The following is a 19,031-nucleotide window of genomic DNA, read 5'->3' on the forward strand; positions in this document are numbered from 1 at the left end:
ATTGAGTAGATTCCGGCCGGGCTCCGGATGATATCGTGATTCGTGCAGGTCGCCTCGCCGCGGCCGCTACGACAATAACGATCTCAGACGGAAAACCATGACTGCATTGACCCGCGCATTGCGCGCCGCCTCGCTGGCGGCGCTGGTGCTGTGCGGCGCGGCCCAGGCCCAGGCCCCGGCCCCGGCCACCACGTCCGCCGCACCGCCTCCCCTCTCCGCCTTCTTCGGCAACTCCCCATTCGGCGACGCCAAGCTCTCGCCCACGGCACGCTACCTGGCCGTGCGCGCCAGCGCCCCCGGCCAGCGCGACTTCCTGATGGTGATCGACCTGGACACCAAGGCCGGCAAGATCATCGCCAACTACAGCGATGCCGACGTCAACGGCTTTTACTGGATCAACGACACGCGCCTGGTCTTCGACACCCACGAAAAAGGCGTGGGGCCGGGCGACCAGCGTTTCGCGCCCGGCCTGTATGCAGTGGACCACGACGGCGGACGCTTCGTCGAACTGGCCAGCCGCACCGGCAGGTCGGCCAACGAGGGTTCGCGCACGGCGCGCAAGCTGCTGCCGGTCCAGAGCCGGATCGCCGGCAATATGCCGTGGGAAGGCTCGGACTACACCTATGTGGCGTCGGCGGTCGGCAACATGAAGGGAGAGATGAGTCACGTCGACCTGCTGCGCGTCAATACCGTCACCGGCCAGTACAGCACCGTGCCGCGCCCGGGCAATACCTTTGGCTGGCTGCTCGACCACAAGGGGGAGCCGCGCCTGGCGATCACCCACAAGGACCTCACCAGGACGATCCAGTATCTCGACCCGGCCACCGGCGAGTGGCGCGCGCTGGCCAGCTCCCCGATTTTCCAGGAAACCGCCGACACCATCGAGCCGCTGGGCTTCGGCCCGACCGGCAACCTGTTCGTCGTGGCCCGCGGCAAGACCGGCCTGAAGGCGCTGCACACCCTCGACGTTGCCACCGGCAAGCGCGATCCGCAGCCACTGCTGTCCGCCCCCGGCTACGATTTCGACGGCGGCCTCGTGGTCAACAGCGACAAGGTGCTCGGGGTCCTGTTCCGGACCGACGCGATGTCGAACGAGTGGTTCGATCCCGCCATGAAACAAGTCCAGCAGGACGTCGACAAGCTGCTGCCCACGACCGTCAACCTGGTCTCGGTGCCGGGGCACGCGACGTCGCCGCTGGCCGTGGTCACCGCGTATTCCGACGTCGTCGCCCCCATCTTCTTCCTGTACGACACCCGGACGAAAGCGCTGAACAAGATCGGCGAAGCGCGCCCCGGCCTGCAGCCGGCGCAGATGGGACGCCAGCAATTCTTCCGCTACAAGGCGCGCGACGGCATGGACATCCCGGCGCTGCTGACGCTGCCGCCGGGCGCGCAACGCAGCGGCCTGCCCCTGGTGGTCATGGTGCATGGCGGCCCCTACGTCCGCGGCGCCTCCTGGGGCTGGTCGCCCGTGTCGCAATTCCTGGCCTCGCGCGGCTATGCGGTGCTGGAACCGGAATTTCGCGGCAGCCAGGGCTTCGGCTCGCAGCATGAGCGCGCCGGCTACAAGCAATGGGGCCTGGCGATGCAGAACGATATCGCCGACGGCGCGCGCTGGGCGATCGACAAGGGGATCGTCGATCCCAAGCGCATCTGCATCGCCGGCGGCAGCTATGGCGGCTACGCCACCCTGATGGGCCTGGTCAACGATCCGGACCTGTACAAGTGCGGGATCAATATCGTCGGCGTGACCGATATCGGCCTGCTGTTCGACAATGGCTGGAGCCTGAGCGACGACGTCTCGCGCGACACCAAGGAACACAGCATGCCTGAAAAGATCGGCGATCCGGTCAAGGACGCGGCCCAGTTCAAGGCCACCTCGCCCATCCAGCAGGCCGCGCGCATCACCCAGCCATTGATTCTGGCCTATGGCGGGGTCGACCGGCGCGTGCCGATCAACCACGGCACCGCGTTCCGCAACGCCGTCATGCGCACCAACAAGAACGTCGAGTGGATCGAGTATCCGGAAGAAGGCCATGGCTGGTCGCTGGAAAAGAACCGCCTCGACTTCTGGGGCCGGGTCGAGACCTTCCTCGACAAGCACATCGGCAGCGGCGCGGCGCGCTGAGCGGCCGGATGTGAAAACGGGCGCCCCGGGCGCCCGTCTCGCGTGCGAAGATCCGCCGCTTACAGCACGACGGTCTGCGCCTGGCCTTCTTCGCGGGCGCGGATCTCGCCGATGCGGTACACGGTCTCGCCAGCCGCTTCCAGCTGGGCAAACGCCGCATCCGCGTTTTCTTTCGAGACGATCACGGTCATGCCGATGCCGCAGTTGAACACGCGGTGCATCTCGGCATCCGCCACGCCGCCATGCTGCTGCAGCCACTTGAACAGCGGCGGCATGGTCCACGACGACGCGTCCAGCACGGCGGTCAGGTTATCCTGCAGCACGCGCGGGATGTTCTCGACCAGGCCGCCGCCGGTGATGTGCACCAGGCCCTTCACTTCCATCGAGGCCATCAGGGCCAGCAGCGGCTTGACGTAGAGGCGGGTCGGCGCCATCAGCACGTCGGCCAGCTTGCGGCCGTGGAAATCGGCCTCGAGGTCGGGGTTGGCGACGCTGATGATTTTACGCACCAGCGAGTAACCATTGGAGTGGATGCCCGACGAGGCCAGGCCCAGCACCACGTCGCCCGGCACGATCTTGCTGCCGTCGATGATCTGCGACTTCTCGACCGCGCCGACGGCGAAGCCGGCCAGGTCGTATTCGCCGTCCGGGTACATGCCCGGCATTTCGGCGGTTTCGCCGCCCAGCAGGGCACAGCCCGACTCTTCGCAGCCCTTGGCGATGCCCGAGACCACGGCGGTGGCGGTTGCCACGTCCAGCTTGCCGCAAGCAAAGTAGTCGAGGAAGAACAGCGGCTCGGCGCCCTGCACCAGGATGTCGTTGACGCTCATGGCGACCAGGTCGATGCCGACGGTGTCGTGGCGGTTCAGCTCGAACGCCAGCTTGAGCTTGGTGCCCACGCCGTCGGTGCCCGAGACCAGGACCGGTTCCTTGAACTTCTTGCTGATCTCAAACAGACCGCCGAAGCCGCCGATCCCGCCCAGCACGCCTTCGCGCATGGTGCGCTTGGCGAGCGGCTTGATCGCTTCGACCAGGGCGTCGCCGGCATCGATATCGACACCCGCGTCGCGGTAAGAGAGAGAAACATTAGATGGTTGGCTCATGGTATTTGGCAGCGGAGGCGGTAAAATAGGAGGCGACCGGCAAAACTGGTCAATCCACTATTTTAGCAAAACGGTTCTCCCCATAACCGTTTGACGAACTAATTTGATTAACAGCGCAGCGGAAATCACCTTACTGGCATGCCATTTTCCCTTACCGCGGGCATGAACCGACGAACGCCATGAAACAGCTGGTGCTCGATTTAGGCGCCGAGCCGGCGCACAGCCTCGACACCTTCCAGGTGGGGGAAAATGCCGAACTGGCGCACCTGATGCACCTGTTCGCCGAGCGCGTCTCGCGCGAGCACTTCGCTTATCTGTGGGGCGATACCGGCGCCGGCAAGACCCACCTGCTGCAGGCGCTGGCAGCCAGCCCGGCCTCGCGCTACATCGCAGCAAGCGCGCCTGCCGAGCAGTTCGTGCACGCGCCCGAGGTCACGCTGTACCTGCTGGACGATTGCGACCGCCTCAGCCCGCGACGCCAGATCGACGCCTTCGCGCTGTTCAACCAGATCCGCGAGCACGGCGCCTACATGGTCTGCACCGGGCCGGTGCCGCCGGCCGTGCTGCAGGTGCGCGAAGACCTGCGCACCCGCATGGGCTGGGGCCTGGTGTACCAGATCCACGGCCTGTCGGACGACCAGAAGATCGAAGCGCTGACGCACGCCGCCGAGGCGCGCGGTTTGACCTTGTCGGCCAGCGTGTTACCCTATTTGTTGTCTCATTTCAAACGCGACATGCGTTCCCTGTCGACCATGCTGGACGCGCTGGACCAGTATTCGCTCGAAACCCAGCGCCCGGTCACGCTGCCCCTGCTGCGCGACCTGCTGTTGCAAGAGAATCTGCCGCTTGAACCCAAAGAATGAAAAACCTTGCCCTGTTTGACCTCGACCACACCCTGCTGCCGCTCGATTCGGACCACGAATGGGGAGAATTCCTGGCGCGGGTCGGCGCGGTCGACGGCGACGCCTACCGCGCCCGCAACGACGCCTTCTTCGCCCAGTACAACGCCGGCGTGCTCGACCCGGTCGAATACCTCGAGTTCGCGCTCGGCACCCTGGCGAGCTTTTCCCGCCTGGAGCTTGAATCCCTCCATGCGCGCTATATGCGCGAAGTGATCGAGCCGGCCATCAAGCCGCAGGCATTGAAGCTGGTGCGCGAGCACCAGGACGCCGGCGACCTGGTGGCGATCATCACCGCCACCAACCACTACATCACGGCGCCGATCGCGGCCGCCTTCGGCGTCGAGCACCATATCGCGGCCATGCCCGAACGCGACGCCGCCGGCAACCTGACCGGACGCCTGGCCGGGACCCCGACCTCGGGCCCGGGCAAGATCACGCACATGCACGCCTGGCTGGATCGCCTGGGGCAGCCGTTCGGCAGCTTCGGCCGCAGCCATTTCTACAGCGATTCGCACAACGACATTCCGCTGCTGTCCATCGTCTCCCATCCGGTCGCGACCAATCCGAGCGCCGCGCTCGCGAGCCACGCGCAGCAACAGGGCTGGCCAACCATCCAACTATTCAATGATTAAAAAATTCATCCGTAAAATCCTGGGTGTGAAAGACCAGCGCGACGCCACCGAACCGACCATCCTCGGCCCGGCCGAACACGGCATCGACCCCAAGAACGTCTCGTCCAACGCGATCCGCGTCACGCAGACCCTGCAGGAAGCCGGCTTCAAGGCCTTCGTCGTCGGCGGCGCGGTGCGCGACCTGCTGCTGGGCGTGAAGCCCAAGGACTTCGACATCGCCACCGACGCCACGCCCGAGCAGGTCAAAAAACTGTTCCGGCGCGCCTTCATCATCGGCCGCCGCTTCCAGATCGTGCACGTGATGTTCGGCCAGGACCTGCTCGAGGTGACCACCTTCCGCGGCAACGGCAGCGACAACGCGCCCAAGGACGAACACGGCCGCGTCCTGCGCGACAACAGCTTCGGCCCGCAGCACGAAGACGCGGCGCGCCGCGACTTCACCATCAACGCGATGTACTACGATCCGGCCACCCAATCGGTGCTGGACTACCACGGCGGCATCGAGGATATCCGCGCCAAGACCTTGCGCATCATCGGCATGCCCGAGGCGCGCTACCGCGAAGACCCGGTGCGCATGCTGCGCGTGGTGCGCTTCGCGGCCAAGCTGGGCTTCACGATCGAGCCGACCACGCGCGCGCCGATCCCCGTCATGGCGCCGCTGATCGACAACGTGCCGGCGGCGCGCGTGTTCGACGAAATGCTCAAGCTGCTGCTGTCGGGCCACGCCCTGGCCTGCCTCAAGGAGCTGCGCTCGGCCGGCCTGCACCATGGCTTGCTGCCCCTGCTCGACGTGGTGCTGGAGCAGCCGATCGGCATGAAGTTCGTGACCCTGGCGCTCGATTCCACCGACTCGCGCGTCAAGGCCGGCAAGGGCGTCTCGCCCGGCTTCCTGTTCGCCTCGCTCCTGTGGCACCAGGTGCTCGAAAAATGGACCGCCTACCGCGCCGCCGGCGAGGCGCCGATTCCCGCGCTGCACCTGGCGGCCGACGCCGTGCTCGAGACGCAAACCGAGAACCTGGCCCTGCAGCGCCGCATCGCCACCGATATGCGCGACATCTGGGCCATGCAGCCGCGCTTCGAGCGCCGCGCCGGCCGCGCGCCGTACAAGCTGCTGGAACACCCGCGCTTCCGCGCCGGCTACGACTTCCTGCTGCTGCGCTGCCAGTCGGGAGAACTGCCTGCCGAGGTGGGCGAATGGTGGACCGAGTTCTATGCGGCCGAAGGCGGCGACCGCGAGCGCCTGGTGGCTGCGGCCAACACGCGCGAGCGCGAAGGCGGCGCCACCAATGGCGCGCCGAAGAAGCGCCGTCCACGTCGCGGCCCGCGCAAGAGCAGTGGCGAGGGCGGCGCGGCACCGGCAGCCGCGGCCGGATCGGAAGAATGAAGGCCTGGGTCGGGATCGGCGCCAACCTGGGCGACGCGCAGGCGAACGTGCTCGACGCGCTGGCGCGCCTGGCGCGGCTCGACGGCAGCACGCTGCTGCACACCTCGAGCCTGTACCGCACCGCCCCGGTCGATTCGAGCGGCGACGACTACATCAATGCCGTGGCCTGCCTCGACACCACGCTGGCGGCGCACGACCTGCTTGCCGCGCTGCAGGACATCGAGCAGGCCCACGGCCGCGAGCGGCCCTACCGCAACGCGCCGCGCACGCTCGACCTCGACCTGCTGCTGTACGGCGACGAGGTCATCGCCAGCCCGACCTTGACGGTGCCGCATCCGCGCATGCATGAACGCGCCTTCGTGCTGCAGCCGCTGCTCGAGATCGCTCCCGACATCGACATTCCCGGCCACGGCCCGGCGCGCAATTTCGCGGCGCTGGTGGCCGGCCAGACCATCGCCAAGCTCGCGTAGGAAAGCGCACCCATGAACCTGCCCGTCTGGGCCCAGACCACGGGCCTCCTGATCCTGTCGAACGTCTTCATGACCTTCGCCTGGTACGGCCACCTGAAAGGCCTGCAGCACCGCGCCTGGTACGTGGCGGCCCTGATCAGCTGGGGCATCGCGCTGTTCGAATACCTGCTGCAGGTGCCGGCCAACCGCATCGGCCACACCCAGTTCTCGCTGGCGCAGCTGAAGATCATGCAGGAGGCGATCACCCTGACCGTGTTCGTGCCGTTCGCGATGTTCTACATGAACGAACCGTTCAAGCTGGACTACGTCTGGGCAGGCCTGTGCCTGGTCGGCGCGGTGTATTTCATCTTCCGGTCCTGACCATTTGCCTGCAGGTTCGCGGGCGCCGCATTACACTACGCGGATCTGGACGTTCCAGTTTTACCAAAGGATTTGTATGAGCTCTTATTTGCAGGGTAACGATATGGCCACGACCGGCGCCGCCACGGCGCCGGCGCCGGCGCCCGCGTTGCCGAAGGCCGTGACCGTTCCCGCGCTGCTCGCCAAGCGCGCTGCCGGCGACAAGATCGCGATGCTGACCTGCTACGACGCCAGCTTCGCCTCGCTGATGGACCGTTGCGGCGTCGAGATCCTCTTGATCGGCGATTCGCTGGGCATGGTGTGCGCCGGCCACGATTCGACCCTGCCGGTGACGGTGGCCGACATGGTCTATCACACCGCGTCGGTCGCGCGCGGCAACAAGAACGCGCTGGTGCTGGCCGACATGCCCTTCGGCAGCTACGGCAACCCGCAGCAGGCCTACGACAGCGCGGTGCAGCTGATGCGCGCCGGCGCCCACATGGTCAAGATCGAGGGCGGCGCCTGGCTGGCCGACACCGTGCGCCTGCTGGTCGAGCGCGGCATTCCGGTGTGCGCCCACATCGGCCTGACCCCGCAGTTCGTGCACCAGCTGGGCGGCTTCAAGGTGCAGGGCAAGACCGGCGAAGGCGCCGAGCGCCTAAAGAACGACGCGCTGGCGCTGCAGGCGGCCGGCGCCGCCGTGGTGCTGCTCGAGGCGGTGCCGGCGGCCTTGGGCCGCGAAGTCACCGAGCTGCTGTCGGTGCCGACCATCGGCATCGGCGCCGGTCCCGACTGCTCGGGCCAGGTGCTGGTGATGCACGACCTGCTGGGCGTGTTCCCGGGCCGCAAGGCGCGCTTCGTAAGGAACTTCATGGATGGCCAGACCAGCATCGACGCGGCGGTCATGGCCTATGTGGCGGCCGTGAAGGACGGCAGCTTCCCGGCGCCGGAACACTGCTTCTAAGGTAAGCATCATGGGCCAGCAAAAGACATCGCGTCTGTTCCTGGCCCTGTGGCCCTCGGCCACGATACGCGCGCAGCTGCGCGAGCGGCGCGATGCCTGGCAGTGGCCACGCGGCGCAACGCCGGTCCATGCCGACAAGCTGCACCTCACCCTGCACTTCCTGGGCGACGTTCCCTCCGAACGCTTGCCCGAACTCCTCGCTGGATTCGCGGTCCCGTTCGAAACGTTCCGGCTCGATCTCGGCAAACCCGTGCTGTGGCCGCATGGAATCGCGGTGCTCGAACCCTTCGCAGAGCCACCCGCACTGCTGGCCCTGCACGCGCGGCTGGCGAATGCGCTGGTCGGCCTCGGCCTGCAGCCGGAGCAGCGCAGCTATCGGCCGCACGTCACCATGGCGCGCCGCGCCGGCGGCGTCGCCGTGCCGCAGGATGGTCCGCCGATCGCCTGGCAGGCCGACAGGTATGCGCTGGTCGAATCGCAGGGCGGCGTCTACACCGTGCTGCGCGAGTACATCAGCGCTTGAGCACCCGCGCGCTCAGCGCGATCACGATCCCCGACAGCGACAGCGCGCCGAGCGCCACCATCACGCTCGAGTGCACCGCCACCCAGCCCAGCACCGGCGGCGCCAGCAACAGGCCGCCATAGCCCAGCGTGGCCACCGCCGCCACGCCCGCGCCGGGATGCATGCCGGGGATGCGCGCGGCGGCGCCGAACAGCAGCGGCACCACGTTCGCCGCGCCCAGGCCGACCAGGGCGAAGCCGCAGCTCGACAGCACGAAATTGGTGCTGAGGACCGCCAGCGCCAGGCCGGCGAACATGGCCAGGCCGCCGATCACCATCACGCGCATCGCGCCGACGCGCAGGATGATGCGGTCGCCGGCGAAGCGGCAGGCCGCCATCGCGATCGAGAACGCCGAGTAGCCCAGCGCCGCCGACGCCGGCGAGGCGCCGGTGCGCTCCTCGAGCAGCAGCGCGCTCCAGTCGACCAGCGCGCCTTCGACCGCGAAGCACAGCAGCGCCAGCAGGCCCAGGCCGAGGGCGGCGCCGCGCGGCAGCATGAAGTGGCTGCCGCTCGCGTGCGCCGCGAAGCCCAGCACGCGCGGCGCCGTCAGGGCCAGCGCCACGGCGGTCGCCAGCGCCACCATCAGCGCGCCTTCGCCATGCCCCAGGCCCTGGCCGACCAGCACCCCGCCCAGGCTCGCGCCGAACAGGCCGCCCAGGCTGAAGAAGCCGTGGAACGACGACATGGTGGGCAGGCCGCGCGCGGTCTCGACCTCGCTGGCGTTGGCGTTCATGGCCACGTCCAGCGCCCCGTTGGACACACCAAACAGGAAGGCCGCCACGAACAGCAGTGGCAGGTTCGGCATGCTCATGATCACGGCCGTCATCAGGGCGAAGGCGAAGCCCGACAGCAGCACCATGCGGCGCGTGCCCCAGCGCCCGGTCAGGCCGCCCATCAGCGGCATCGCCATCAGGGCGCCGCCGGCAATCGTCAGCAGCACCAGGCTGAGCATGCCGGTATCGATGCCCATGCGCGCCTGCACGGTCGGCACGTGGGCGGCCCACAGGCCGATGCCGGCGCCGTTGAGCAGGAAGACGGTCGAGATGGCCCAGCGGCCGGCTTCAATGCTGCGTCGTTCGATGGTGGAGACGTGGGTCATGCCGGGGCCTTGTCGGTGAGTTTGATGTCGAGCGCGGGATGGCGTTCGCGCAGCGAGGCGATGGCGGCAGGCGGCGCATCGGCCTCCAGCACCAGGTGGTCGATCTGGTCCAGCGCGCCGAACAGGAAAGGCGCGCGGTCGTCGAAGCGTTCGTTGAGGACGGCGACCGCGCGCCGCGCACTCGCGGCCAGCATGGCCCCCTTGAGCGCCGCTTCCTCGGGATTCGAGGCAGCCAGGCCGCGCGCGGGGTCGAGCGCGCACACGCCCACCACGCCCAGGTCGGGCCGCAGGCGCTGGACCCCGGCCAGGGTGGCGGCGCCGATCACCGCGCCCTCGTTCGGATGATAGGTCCCGCCCAGCAGCACGATGCGGGTGCGCTGGAAACCACCCAGCGCCAGCGCGATCTGCGGGCTGTTGGTGACGATGGCGGCGCAGCAGCCGTCTTCGAGCAGGCGCGCCAGCGCCAGGTGGGTCGAGCCGGCGTCGATCAGGACCGTGTCGCCGGGGCGGATGCACTCGCGCAGCCCCTGCGCCAGCTGCGTCTTGCGCGGCAGGTCGCTGGCGGCGCGCTGCTCGAAACTGGCGGCCGGACGCAGGCGGATCGCGCCGCCGTGCACGCGCCGCAGCAGGCCGGCCGCATCGAGGTCGCGCAGGTCGCGCCGGATCGTGTCTTCGGACGTCGACAGGCGTAGCGCCAGCTCGGCCGCCGAGACCCGTCCTTCACGCTCGACCGCGTCGGCGATCAGTTGGCGTCGTTCTTCCGGCAATTGCATGTATTCGCTCCAGTTCGCTTGATGCGCCACTGTACACAAACATGCAGCTTCATGCAACAACATGCAAAAACATGCATCACTACTCGTCGTCGCATCCAGGCCGCAACTCGTGCCGTAATTCCTGCAACTGGGCGCATGGCATGGCGCAAGCGATGCAATCTCGACGATACTGAATAGATGAACCTGATCAAGTCCATTTCCCTGACCCCGATGTGGCGCGGCTATATCGCCATCTGGCTGGTGTACATCGTACTGATCGCGGTGGTGCTCCAGACCGACACCCTGCTGACCGGGAACTTCGACCCGGCGATGATCTTCTTCGCCTTCGTGAGCATCGCGCCTTCGGCAATCGTGCTGACGCTGGTCTGGCCGCTCACCGGCTGGTTCGAGCGGCGCGGCGTGGGGCTGGGGTTGCGCTGCGCGATCCACTTCACGGCGGCGCTGGCGTTCGCCTTCGGCGCGCACATGGTGCTGACGCTCCTGCAGGAGCCTCTCGAGCGCGGGATCGAGTGGCATGTCTGGCCGTTCCTGTACAACGTCATGAGCTATACCGTGGTGGCCGGCCTGTTCCATACGATGCGCGCCACTGCCGCCGCCCAGCGCCAGGCGCTTGCAGCCCAGCAGGCGCGCACCCTGCTCGTTGCCGCCGAACTCGGCGCGCTGCGCAGCAAGCTCAATCCGCACTTTCTCTTCAATACCCTGCACTCGATCATCGCCCTTACCCAGCGCGACCCGGCCGCCGCCGAGACGGCGCTGTTCCAGTTCTCCGACATGCTGCGCTATGTGCTCGATACCGAGCGCGCCGGCGCCGACCGCGTGACGCTCGACGCCGAGCTGCAATTCTCGCGCGACTACCTGGAGCTGGAGCAGCTGCGCCTGGGATCGCGGCTGCAGGTGCACTGGGATCTCGATCCCGACACCGGCGACCTTCTGCTGCCCGCCCTGACCTTGCAGCCGCTCATCGAAAACAGCATCAAGCATGCCTTCAATCCCTATACCCGGCCCGGCCTGCTGCGCATCGAGAGCCGGCGCGACGCCGATGCGGGCCTGCTGCGCCTGACCGTGCGCGACGACGGCCCGGGCGCCGCCCAGGAAGCGATCGCCGCTTCGCCCGGCCTGGGCATCCGCACCATCGGCCGCCGCCTCGAACTCGACTACGCCGGGCGCGCGGCCCTGGAAATCGATTCGCGTCCCGGGGCCGGCTTTGCCGTCTCGGTCACCCTCCCCTGCACCTGACACATGAACACCAAGACCGTATTCTTCGCCGAAGACGAACCACTGGCGCGCGACGTGCTGCGCGACGCCATCTATGCCCATCCCGCCCTGCGCCTGGTGGGCGAAGCCGCCGATGGCGCCAGCGCGCTCGAACGCATCGGGCAGCTGCGCCCCGATGTCGTGTTCATGGACATCCAGATGCCCGAAATGACCGGCCTCGAGGTGCTGCGCCGGCTCGACTACCTGCCGCAAATCGTGTTCACCACCGCCTACGACCAGTACGCGGTGACCGCCTTCGAACTGCACGCGGTCGACTACCTGCTCAAGCCGTTTACCAGGGCGCGCTTCGCGGCCAGCGTGGCGCGCCTGCTGGACGGCGCCGAACCGCAGCAGGATCGCGCCGGCCTCGAGGACGCGCTGGCGCGCGCGGCGAGCGGCCCGGCGCGGCTGGACCGCATCCTGGTGCGCGACCGCGGCCGCATCTTCCCGCTCGCGGTGGGCGAGATCGAATACATGAAGGCCGATTCGAAGTACACGGTGATCGTGGCGCGTGGCCAGCATTTCCTGGTGCGCATCGGCATCTCGGAACTGGAGACACAGCTCGACCCGCAGCGCTTCATCCGCGTGCACCGCTCGGCGCTCGTGAATCTCGACTTCGTCGAATCGATGCGCGCCGACGAGCAGTCGCAGCTGCAGATCTTCATGCGCGACGGCGCCTGCATTGGCGCCAACCGCGAAGCTTCGAAGCTGCTGCGTGAGATGGCAATCTGAGTGAATTTACTTTCAGGAAACATTGACTGGCAAATCGGCGCAAAGTTGCACTTACCGCCGGGTTCTGCCTTTATAATCGCGAATTTTCCGCCCGATAATAATTCCTGGCCTTCGGAGCACTCACCAGCATGAATATCACCCTGATCTCTTTCGTCGTGCTCTACCTGTTGGGTACGCTTGCCCTGGGCATGTGGGCGGGCACACGGATCAAGAACACCAGCGACTTCGCCGTCGCCGGCCGCAGCCTGCCGCTGATCATGGTGATCACCACCACCTTCGCCACCTGGTTCGGCGCCGAGACCGTGATGGGCATCCCGGCCAAGTTCGTGCAGGGCGGCCTGAACGCGGTGGTCGAGGATCCGTTCGGGGCCGGCATGTGCCTGATCCTGGTCGGCATGTTCTTCGCCGCCCGGCTCTATAAACTGAACCTGCTGACGATCGGCGACTACTACCGCCAGCGCTACGGCAAGGGCATCGAGGTGTTCTGCTCGGTGGCCATCATCCTGAGCTACCTGGGCTGGGTCGCGGCCCAGATCACGGCGCTGGGCCTGGTGTTCTCGGTGCTGACCGCCGGCGCCATGTCGCCGGCGGTGGGCATGATCGTCGGCACCCTTACGGTGCTGATCTACGTGGTGGTGGGCGGCTTCCTGGCCGTGGCCGTGACCGACTTCATCCAGATGATCGTGCTGGTGGTCGGCATGAGCGTGATCGCCTGGTTCGCCGCCGACCTGGCCGGCGGCGCCGGCAATGTGCTGGCGATGGCCCAGCAGGCCGACCTGTGGCGCTTCCTGCCCGAGCCCAGCCTCAAGGACGTGATGTTCTTCATCGCCGCCGCCGTCACGATGATGTTCGGCTCGATCCCGCAGCAGGACGTGTTCCAGCGCGTGATGTCGGCCAAGGACGCGCCGACCGCGCGCACTGGCGCCATCGTCGGCGGCGCCAGCTACATCGTGTTCGCCTTCGTGCCGATGTTCATCGTGGCCGCCGCCGTGGTCGTGATGGGCAGCACCGCGCTCGACCTGGCCCAGAACGACTACCAGCGCCTGCTGCCGACCTTCGTGATGACGCAGATGCCGCTGTTCATGCAGATCCTGTTCTTCGGCGCCCTGCTGTCGGCGATCAAGAGCACTTCGTCGGCGACCCTGCTGGCGCCGTCGACCAGCTTCGTGGAAAACATCCTCAAGAACCTGCGTCCGGGCATGACCGACCGCGAACAGCTGTTCGCGATGCGCATCTCGATCGTGGTGTTCGCGGCCCTGGTGCTGCTGTACGCGATCGCGATGGAAGGCACCTCGATCTACGAGCTGGTCTCGGGCGCCTACCAGGTGCCGCTGGTCGGCGCCTTCATTCCGCTGGTGATGGGCCTGTACTGGAAGCGCGCGACCACCCAGGGCGCCATGTTCTCGATCGGCGCCGGCCTGTTCACCTGGATCCTGTTCTTCGAGCAGATCACGTCGCTGGGCGAGCACTTCCCGGGCCAGCTGGCGGGGCTGATCGCCGCCTTCATCGGCATGGTGGTGGGGTCGCTGGCGCCGCAGGTGTTCAAGAATCGCGGCGAGGCGCAGCAGGTGCTGGAGGCGCGAGCCTGACGAGCGGTCGCTCGTCAGGCGCGCGCCTGCCGCTCAGACATGCAGCAGCAAATGCTCCCGTTCCCACGGGCTGATGACCTGCATGAACTCGCGATGCTCGAGCTCCTTCACCGCCGTGTAGACGTCGATGAAGCGCTCTCCCAGCACGTCGCGCAGCCGGTCCTCGCGCCGCAGCAGGGTGATCGCCTCCGACAGGCCCTGCGGCAGCTCCACCGGCATATCGTAGGCATTGCCTTCGACCATCGGTGACGGTTCGATCGCTTCCGTCATGCCCAGGTAGCCGCAGGCCAGGGTGATCGCCAGCGCCAGGTAAGGATTGGCGTCGGCGCCGATCACGCGGTTCTCGACCCGGCGATCCTGCGAACCCGACACCGGCACCCGGAAGCCCACCGTGCGGTTGTCGATGCCCCACTGCAGGTTGATCGGCGCCGCCGTTTCGCGCACGATGCGGCGGTAGGAATTCACATAAGGCGCGACGATCGCCATCGCCGACGGCATGTAGCGCTGCAGGCCGCCGATGTACTGCTGGAACAGCGCCGAGGGCGAACCGTCGTCGTTGCTGAAAATGTTCTTGCCACTCTCGGCATCGACCACGCTCTGGTGCACGTGCATCGCCGAACCGGGCTCGCCCGCCATCGGTTTGGCCATAAAGGTGGCGTACATATCGTGCTTGAGCGCGGCCTCGCGCAGGGTGCGCTTGAAATAGAAGACCTTGTCGGCCAGGCCCAGCGGTTCGCCGTGCTGGAAGTTGATCTCCATCTGGCCGGCGCCGATCTCGTGGATCAGGGTGTCGACGTCGAGGTTCATCATCTCGCAGTAATCGTAGATGTCCTCGAACAGCGGATCGAATTCGTTGACGGCGTCGATGCTGTACACCTGGCGGCTGGTCTCGGCGCGGCCGCTGCGGCCGATCGGGGCCGCCAGCGGCAGGTCGGGATCGATGTTCTTGGCGGTGAGATAAAACTCGAGCTCGGGCGCCACCACCGGCTTCCAGCCGCGCTGCTCATAGAGCTTGAGCACGCGCCGCAGCACGCTGCGCGGGGCGAAATCGACCAGCCGGCCGTCGGCGTAATAGCAGTCGTGGATCACTTGCGCGGTGGGGTCGGCCGCCCACGGCACCATGGTGATGGTGGTCGGGTCGGCGCGCAGGATCATGTCGCGGTCGATGCTCGAGATGGCGCGCTCGTAGGCGTCATCGCGCTCCGGCGTGTTGCCGGTGACGGTCATGCCCAGCACCACCTCGGGCAGGCGCATGCCACGGTCGTCGGCGAATTTTACGCGCGGCAGGATCTTGCCGCGCGCCACCCCGGTCAGGTCGGGGACCAGGCATTCGATCTCGGTGACCCGCTTTGCATCGAGCCACTCTTCCATATCGGTATAGCTGAACTTTTCGCGAATTGCCATGTAGTTGCCTCACTGTCGTTGAAGGGTGCAGCAGGCAGGAGAGTCGGGGGGCCGCGATCCCGGCCCCTTGGTAGAGGCGCTCATGCGGCGCTCCGGCGCCGGTCATGATTTTCGCAGCGCCGCTCATGGTACTCGCGGCACGCCTGGCCGAAGGCCCCGAACATCTTCATCGAGTACGGATTGTGCTGGATGCGCCACTCGGGGTGCCACTGCACGGCCAGCGTGAAGCCGGGCGCGTTCGACACCGTGAATGCCTCGACCAGACCGTCCTCTGCCAAGGCTTCGACCGTCAGGCCGGGCGCCAGTTCGTTCACGCCCTGCCCGTGCAGCGAATTGACGGGAATCTCGGGCACGCCCAGGATGCGTTCCAGCAGGCCACCGGGGCACAGGCTGACGTTGTGGGCGTCGCCATACTGTTCGTCCATGCCCAGCTCGGGATTCTCGCGGTGGTCGAATTTGCCAGCAACGCTTTGCACCGCCTGGTGCAGGCTGCCGCCCAGCGCCACGTTCATCTCCTGGAAGCCGCGGCAGATCGCGATGATCGGCACGCCGCGCCGCACCGCCTCGCGGATCAGCGGCAAGGTGGTCTGGTCGCGCGCCGGGTCTTGCGGCAGCGAGGGATCGAGCACTTCTTCAGAGTAATAACTGGGATGCACATTCGATGCCGAACCGGTCAGCATGATGCCGTCGATGGTGCCAAACAGGGTGTCCAGGTCCAGCGACGCACCGAGCGACGGCAGGATCAGGGACGCGCAATCGGCGCCGAGGGTGACGGCGTCGACGTACTTGTGCTGGGCCGCGTGGTACGGGTGTTCGCCGAAATCACGCGTGCATGCGGGAACGATGACGATGGGGCGCATGGTGTCTACCTTGTGTTCGAGCGCGCGAGACCATGGTACGGGCAATCCGGTCCTGCGCGAGGGCCTTTAATCCAGATCAAGCGCCATGGGATCCACGGCGGCGGCTCTCCTGCCGATCTGCTCAAAAACTGCTATTCCAATGTCAAAAGTTTAATGTCATTCGACAAAGAAGGCCCACACGTTTCTGGCTGTCACGAAATCTTTATGAAGCAATTGTGGGATGCAAGGATAGGGGCAAGCGCCAGGGGATGGCGATCGCGGTACCGCTGGAGGGGTGGGGCGTCGGCGGGATGCCGACGCCCGGTAAATGCATGAAGGCGAGGCCTTCCTACTTCTTGTACTCGTCGTACTTGCGCATATCGCCACGCACGAGCTCGGCCGGATACTTGGCGCGATTGAGCACCATCTTTTCTTCGACCGCCTGGAACAGATCGACGTCCAGCTTGTCGGCCAGCCGCACCAGGTAGACCAGCACGTCGGCCATCTCGTGGCGCACTTCCTTGAGCTTGGCAGCGCCGAGCTCCTCGGCGCGGCCCGTCTGCAGCCACTGGAAATGCTCCAGCAGCTCGGCCGCCTCGACGCTCAGGGCCGAGGCGAGGTTCTTGGGCGTGTGGAACTGGTCCCAGTCGCGCTCGTCCACGAATACGCGAACGAGGTCGCGCAGGCGCGCGAGATCACTGTCCGCGGCGTTCGTCACGCACTTCTCCGCCGTCCACGTAGCCGTTCAGCACGCGCTCGAGCTTCGGCGCGATTTCCTCGAAGCTGCTGATGGTGATGCCCAGGTCGCGCAACAGGCCGTCATGCACGCCGTACACCCAGCTGTGGATGGTCAGCGGCTGGCCGCGTTCCCAGGCGTCGCGCACGATGGTGGTGTGGGCCGTGTTCATGACCTGCTCGGCCACGTTCAGTTCGACCAGGCGGTTGGTGGCGGCGCGGCCGACCACGTTGCCCAGGTATTTGCCATGCTTGTCGCGCACGTCGCGCACGTGGCCGAGCCAGTTGTCGGCCAGGCCGACGCGGCCGTCGGTCAGCGCCGCATGCACGCCCGAGCAGCCGTAGTGGCCGCAGATGATGATGTGCTTGACCTTGAGCACGTCGATCGCGAACTGCAGCACCGAGAGGCAGTTCAGGTCGGAGTGCACGACCACGTTGGCGATGTTGCGGTGGACGAACAGTTCGCCCGGCGCCATGCCCAGCAGTTCGTTGGCGGGCACGCGGCTGTCCGAGCAGCCGATCCACAGGTATTCGGGCGCCTGCTGGTCTTGCAGCGCCTTGAAGAAGTTCGGGTCTTCGGCCACCATCGAGGCGGCCCAGGTACGGTTCCGTTCGAACAGCTCCGCCGCGGTCAGTCCCTTGGTCTTGTACTTGTCCATTGTGATTCCTTATGCTGTGTGTTGCCGTCCCGCGCGGGACGTTGCCAGGCCCGTTCTGCGCAGGCGCTTGGCGAGGCACTCCTCAAAATACACGAAGTGTAACAGTGTTGATGGGCGCGGTCTCGGCACGCGGTCCGCGGCCCCGGCGCGACCGGTTGGCATATTGCCAAGCCGGCAGGCAAAAAAAACCGCCGATGCTTGCGCTGTCGGCGGTAAGGGATGCTTATTCGAAGAAGTCCTTGACCTTGTCCATCCAGCCCTTGCTTTGCGGGCTGTGCTTGGAACCGCCTTCGCTGGTGAGGCGGTCGAACTCGCGCAGCAGTTCCTTCTGCTTGTCGGTCAGCTTGACCGGGGTCTCTACCGCCACGTGGCAGAACAGGTCGCCGGTATAACCCGAGCGCACGTTCTTGATGCCCTTGCCCTTCAGGCGGAAGGTCTTGCCGGTCTGGGTGCCTTCGGGCACCGTGAACGACACCTTGCCGGTGAGCGTCGGCACCTCGATCTCGCCGCCCAGGGCCGCCTTGGAAAACGAGATCGGCATTTCGCAATGCAGATCGTCGCCTTCGCGCTGGAACACCGCGTGCTGCTTGATGTGGATCTCCACATACAGGTCGCCCGGCGGCCCGCCGTTGGTGCCCGGCTCGCCATTGCCCGACGAGCGGATGCGCATGCCGTTGTCGATACCGGCCGGGATCTTCACTTCCAGCGTCTTGTTGCGCTTGATGCGTCCGGCGCCGCCGCAGGCCGCGCACGGCTCGGGGATGATCTTGCCGCTGCCATGGCATTTCGGGCAGGTCTGCTGGATGCTGAAGAAGCCCTGCTGCATGCGCACCTGGCCGTGGCCGGCGCAGGTGGTGCAGGTCACGGGCTGGGTGCCCGGCTTGGCGCCGCTGCCGTGGCAGGTGTCGCACTTGTCCCAGCTCGGCACGCGGATGGTGGTGTCGAAGCCGTGGGCCGCCTGTTCCAGCGTGATCTCGAGGTTGTAGCGCAGGTCGGCGCCGCGGTACACCTGCGGACCGCCGCCGCGGCCGCCACGGCCGCCGCCGAAGATGTCGCCGAAGATGTCGCCGAAGGCATCGCCGAAACCGCCGGCGCCGCCGCCGAAGCCGCCGCCCATGCCGCTGTTCGGGTCGACGCCGGCGTGACCGTAGCGGTCATACGCTTCGCGCTTCTCCGGATTGGTCAGCATCTCGTAGGCCTCTTTGACCTCCTTGAACTTCTCTTCCGCTTCCTTGTTGTCCGGGTTGCGGTCAGGGTGGTACTTCATCGCAAGCTTGCGATACGACTTCTTGATCTCGTCTTCCGACGCACCCTTTGCGACCCCGAGGATCTCGTAAAAATCACGCTTCGCCATGGTCGGCACCTAAAGTTATCTGCTGTATCTCTGACAAAAAAACCGAGCCGATGACCAGTGAAGGTGTCGGCTCGGCCTGTGCGCGGGAAGCTGTTCGTTCCCGCGCCAA

The 19,031-nt window shown here is 66.6% G+C and carries 19 protein-coding genes; 11 read left to right on the forward strand and 8 right to left on the reverse strand.

The genetic code is table 11. The features are described from left to right. The first annotated feature begins 97 nt into the window (after window positions 1-97). Window positions 98-2,128, forward strand: a complete 2,031-nt coding sequence (locus KY496_RS16035; protein ID WP_005664952.1) for a S9 family peptidase — start codon at window positions 98-100, stop codon at window positions 2,126-2,128. Between the two features lie 59 nt (window positions 2,129-2,187). On the opposite strand, the gene purM is transcribed toward KY496_RS16035, so the two are convergent. Further along, the gene (purM, locus tag KY496_RS16040; protein WP_184236618.1) at window positions 2,188-3,231 is read right to left on the reverse strand and encodes a phosphoribosylformylglycinamidine cyclo-ligase; all 1,044 of its coding nucleotides are present in this window, start codon (window positions 3,229-3,231) and stop codon (window positions 2,188-2,190) included. Between the two features lie 179 nt (window positions 3,232-3,410). Between purM and hda the strand changes: the two genes are divergently transcribed. The 7 genes from hda (at window position 3,411) to thpR (ending at window position 8,445) form a co-directional block, all read left to right on the forward strand. Beyond that, window positions 3,411-4,094 carry a DnaA regulatory inactivator Hda gene (gene hda / locus KY496_RS16045; protein ID WP_219861503.1) on the forward strand — a complete coding sequence of 228 codons (684 nt, stop codon included), beginning with the start codon at window positions 3,411-3,413 and terminating at the stop codon, window positions 4,092-4,094. Then, a complete protein-coding gene (locus KY496_RS16050; protein ID WP_184236615.1) occupies window positions 4,091-4,765 on the forward strand; it encodes an HAD family phosphatase in 675 nt (224 codons plus the stop codon). Before hda ends, KY496_RS16050 begins: the two co-directional genes overlap by 4 nt. Beyond that, the gene (gene pcnB / locus KY496_RS16055; protein WP_005664946.1) at window positions 4,758-6,149 is read left to right on the forward strand and encodes a polynucleotide adenylyltransferase PcnB; all 1,392 of its coding nucleotides are present in this window, start codon (window positions 4,758-4,760) and stop codon (window positions 6,147-6,149) included. The genes KY496_RS16050 and pcnB overlap by 8 nt, the downstream gene beginning before the upstream one ends. Beyond that, on the forward strand, window positions 6,146-6,619 hold the full coding sequence (gene folK / locus KY496_RS16060) for a 2-amino-4-hydroxy-6-hydroxymethyldihydropteridine diphosphokinase (RefSeq protein ID WP_219861505.1): 474 nt from the start codon (window positions 6,146-6,148) through the stop codon (window positions 6,617-6,619). The genes pcnB and folK overlap by 4 nt, the downstream gene beginning before the upstream one ends. Before the next feature lie 12 nt (window positions 6,620-6,631). Continuing rightward, window positions 6,632-6,979: a DMT family protein gene (locus KY496_RS16065; protein ID WP_005664942.1), complete on the forward strand. Its 348-nt coding sequence runs from the start codon at window positions 6,632-6,634 to the stop codon at window positions 6,977-6,979. A 76-nt stretch (window positions 6,980-7,055) separates the two neighbouring features. Continuing rightward, complete coding sequence (gene panB, locus KY496_RS16070; RefSeq protein WP_370659819.1) at window positions 7,056-7,922, forward strand: 3-methyl-2-oxobutanoate hydroxymethyltransferase; 867 nt, start codon at window positions 7,056-7,058, stop codon at window positions 7,920-7,922. 10 nt (window positions 7,923-7,932) lie between these two features. Continuing rightward, window positions 7,933-8,445 carry an RNA 2',3'-cyclic phosphodiesterase gene (gene thpR / locus KY496_RS16075; protein ID WP_219861506.1) on the forward strand — a complete coding sequence of 171 codons (513 nt, stop codon included), beginning with the start codon at window positions 7,933-7,935 and terminating at the stop codon, window positions 8,443-8,445. Here the strand turns inward: thpR and KY496_RS16080 are convergent. After that, complete coding sequence (locus KY496_RS16080; protein WP_005664937.1) at window positions 8,435-9,583, reverse strand: MFS transporter; 1,149 nt, start codon at window positions 9,581-9,583, stop codon at window positions 8,435-8,437. The two genes, thpR and KY496_RS16080, sit on opposite strands and share 11 nt — an antisense overlap. Next, entirely contained in the window at window positions 9,580-10,356 is a 777-nt protein-coding gene (locus KY496_RS16085; protein WP_219861508.1) for a DeoR/GlpR family DNA-binding transcription regulator, read from the reverse strand. The genes KY496_RS16080 and KY496_RS16085 overlap by 4 nt, the downstream gene beginning before the upstream one ends. A gap of 177 nt (window positions 10,357-10,533) precedes the next feature. Between KY496_RS16085 and KY496_RS16090 the strand changes: the two genes are divergently transcribed. From KY496_RS16090 to KY496_RS16100, 3 genes are all read left to right on the forward strand, one after another. Next, entirely contained in the window at window positions 10,534-11,592 is a 1,059-nt protein-coding gene (locus KY496_RS16090) for a sensor histidine kinase (protein ID WP_219861510.1), read from the forward strand. 3 nt (window positions 11,593-11,595) lie between these two features. Further along, window positions 11,596-12,342: a LytTR family DNA-binding domain-containing protein gene (locus KY496_RS16095; protein ID WP_005664932.1), complete on the forward strand. Its 747-nt coding sequence runs from the start codon at window positions 11,596-11,598 to the stop codon at window positions 12,340-12,342. A gap of 128 nt (window positions 12,343-12,470) precedes the next feature. After that, the gene (locus KY496_RS16100; RefSeq protein ID WP_005664929.1) at window positions 12,471-13,931 is read left to right on the forward strand and encodes a sodium:solute symporter family protein; all 1,461 of its coding nucleotides are present in this window, start codon (window positions 12,471-12,473) and stop codon (window positions 13,929-13,931) included. Window positions 13,932-13,964: 33 nt separating this feature from the next. On the opposite strand, the gene KY496_RS16105 is transcribed toward KY496_RS16100, so the two are convergent. The 5 genes from KY496_RS16105 to dnaJ all read right to left on the reverse strand — a co-directional run bounded on the left by KY496_RS16105 (window position 13,965) and on the right by dnaJ (window position 18,922). Next, the gene (locus tag KY496_RS16105; RefSeq protein WP_005664927.1) at window positions 13,965-15,335 is read right to left on the reverse strand and encodes a glutamine synthetase family protein; all 1,371 of its coding nucleotides are present in this window, start codon (window positions 15,333-15,335) and stop codon (window positions 13,965-13,967) included. Window positions 15,336-15,415: 80 nt separating this feature from the next. After that, the gene (locus KY496_RS16110) at window positions 15,416-16,195 is read right to left on the reverse strand and encodes a gamma-glutamyl-gamma-aminobutyrate hydrolase family protein (RefSeq protein WP_005664925.1); all 780 of its coding nucleotides are present in this window, start codon (window positions 16,193-16,195) and stop codon (window positions 15,416-15,418) included. A 328-nt stretch (window positions 16,196-16,523) separates the two neighbouring features. Next, a complete protein-coding gene (locus KY496_RS16115) occupies window positions 16,524-16,892 on the reverse strand; it encodes a nucleotide pyrophosphohydrolase (protein ID WP_071361229.1) in 369 nt (122 codons plus the stop codon). Continuing rightward, window positions 16,870-17,568, reverse strand: coding sequence for a carbonate dehydratase (gene can / locus KY496_RS16120; protein ID WP_184236592.1), 699 nt, complete (start codon window positions 17,566-17,568; stop codon window positions 16,870-16,872). Before can ends, KY496_RS16115 begins: the two co-directional genes overlap by 23 nt. Window positions 17,569-17,791: 223 nt before the next feature. Further along, window positions 17,792-18,922 (reverse strand): molecular chaperone DnaJ, encoded by a 1,131-nt coding sequence (gene dnaJ, locus KY496_RS16125; protein ID WP_005664920.1) that lies wholly within the window; start codon window positions 18,920-18,922, stop codon window positions 17,792-17,794. Window positions 18,923-19,031: the final 109 nt, after the last annotated feature.

The sequence above is a fragment of the Massilia sp. NP310 genome (assembly GCF_019443485.1).
GTDB classification, from domain to species: domain Bacteria; phylum Pseudomonadota; class Gammaproteobacteria; order Burkholderiales; family Burkholderiaceae_D; genus Telluria; species Telluria timonae.

Bases quoted from the DNA above. Each gene is read 5' to 3' on its own strand.
- dnaJ (WP_005664920.1), bottom strand. From the start codon at position 18,922: ATGGCGAAGCGTGATTTTTACGAGATCCTCGGGGTCGCAAAGGGTGCG.
- KY496_RS16085 (WP_219861508.1), bottom strand. From the start codon at position 10,356: ATGCAATTGCCGGAAGAACGACGCCAACTGATCGCCGACGCGGTCGAG.
- KY496_RS16110 (WP_005664925.1), bottom strand. From the start codon at position 16,195: ATGCGCCCCATCGTCATCGTTCCCGCATGCACGCGTGATTTCGGCGAA.
- hda (WP_219861503.1), top strand. From the start codon at position 3,411: ATGAAACAGCTGGTGCTCGATTTAGGCGCCGAGCCGGCGCACAGCCTC.
- KY496_RS16105 (WP_005664927.1), bottom strand. From the start codon at position 15,335: ATGGCAATTCGCGAAAAGTTCAGCTATACCGATATGGAAGAGTGGCTC.
- KY496_RS16035 (WP_005664952.1), top strand. From the start codon at position 98: ATGACTGCATTGACCCGCGCATTGCGCGCCGCCTCGCTGGCGGCGCTG.
- KY496_RS16080 (WP_005664937.1), bottom strand. From the start codon at position 9,583: ATGACCCACGTCTCCACCATCGAACGACGCAGCATTGAAGCCGGCCGC.
- KY496_RS16100 (WP_005664929.1), top strand. From the start codon at position 12,471: ATGAATATCACCCTGATCTCTTTCGTCGTGCTCTACCTGTTGGGTACG.
- purM (WP_184236618.1), bottom strand. From the start codon at position 3,231: ATGAGCCAACCATCTAATGTTTCTCTCTCTTACCGCGACGCGGGTGTC.
- folK (WP_219861505.1), top strand. From the start codon at position 6,146: ATGAAGGCCTGGGTCGGGATCGGCGCCAACCTGGGCGACGCGCAGGCG.
- panB (WP_370659819.1), top strand. From the start codon at position 7,056: ATGAGCTCTTATTTGCAGGGTAACGATATGGCCACGACCGGCGCCGCC.
- KY496_RS16050 (WP_184236615.1), top strand. From the start codon at position 4,091: ATGAAAAACCTTGCCCTGTTTGACCTCGACCACACCCTGCTGCCGCTC.
- KY496_RS16065 (WP_005664942.1), top strand. From the start codon at position 6,632: ATGAACCTGCCCGTCTGGGCCCAGACCACGGGCCTCCTGATCCTGTCG.
- KY496_RS16090 (WP_219861510.1), top strand. From the start codon at position 10,534: ATGAACCTGATCAAGTCCATTTCCCTGACCCCGATGTGGCGCGGCTAT.
- can (WP_184236592.1), bottom strand. From the start codon at position 17,568: ATGGACAAGTACAAGACCAAGGGACTGACCGCGGCGGAGCTGTTCGAA.
- thpR (WP_219861506.1), top strand. From the start codon at position 7,933: ATGGGCCAGCAAAAGACATCGCGTCTGTTCCTGGCCCTGTGGCCCTCG.
- pcnB (WP_005664946.1), top strand. From the start codon at position 4,758: ATGATTAAAAAATTCATCCGTAAAATCCTGGGTGTGAAAGACCAGCGC.
- KY496_RS16095 (WP_005664932.1), top strand. From the start codon at position 11,596: ATGAACACCAAGACCGTATTCTTCGCCGAAGACGAACCACTGGCGCGC.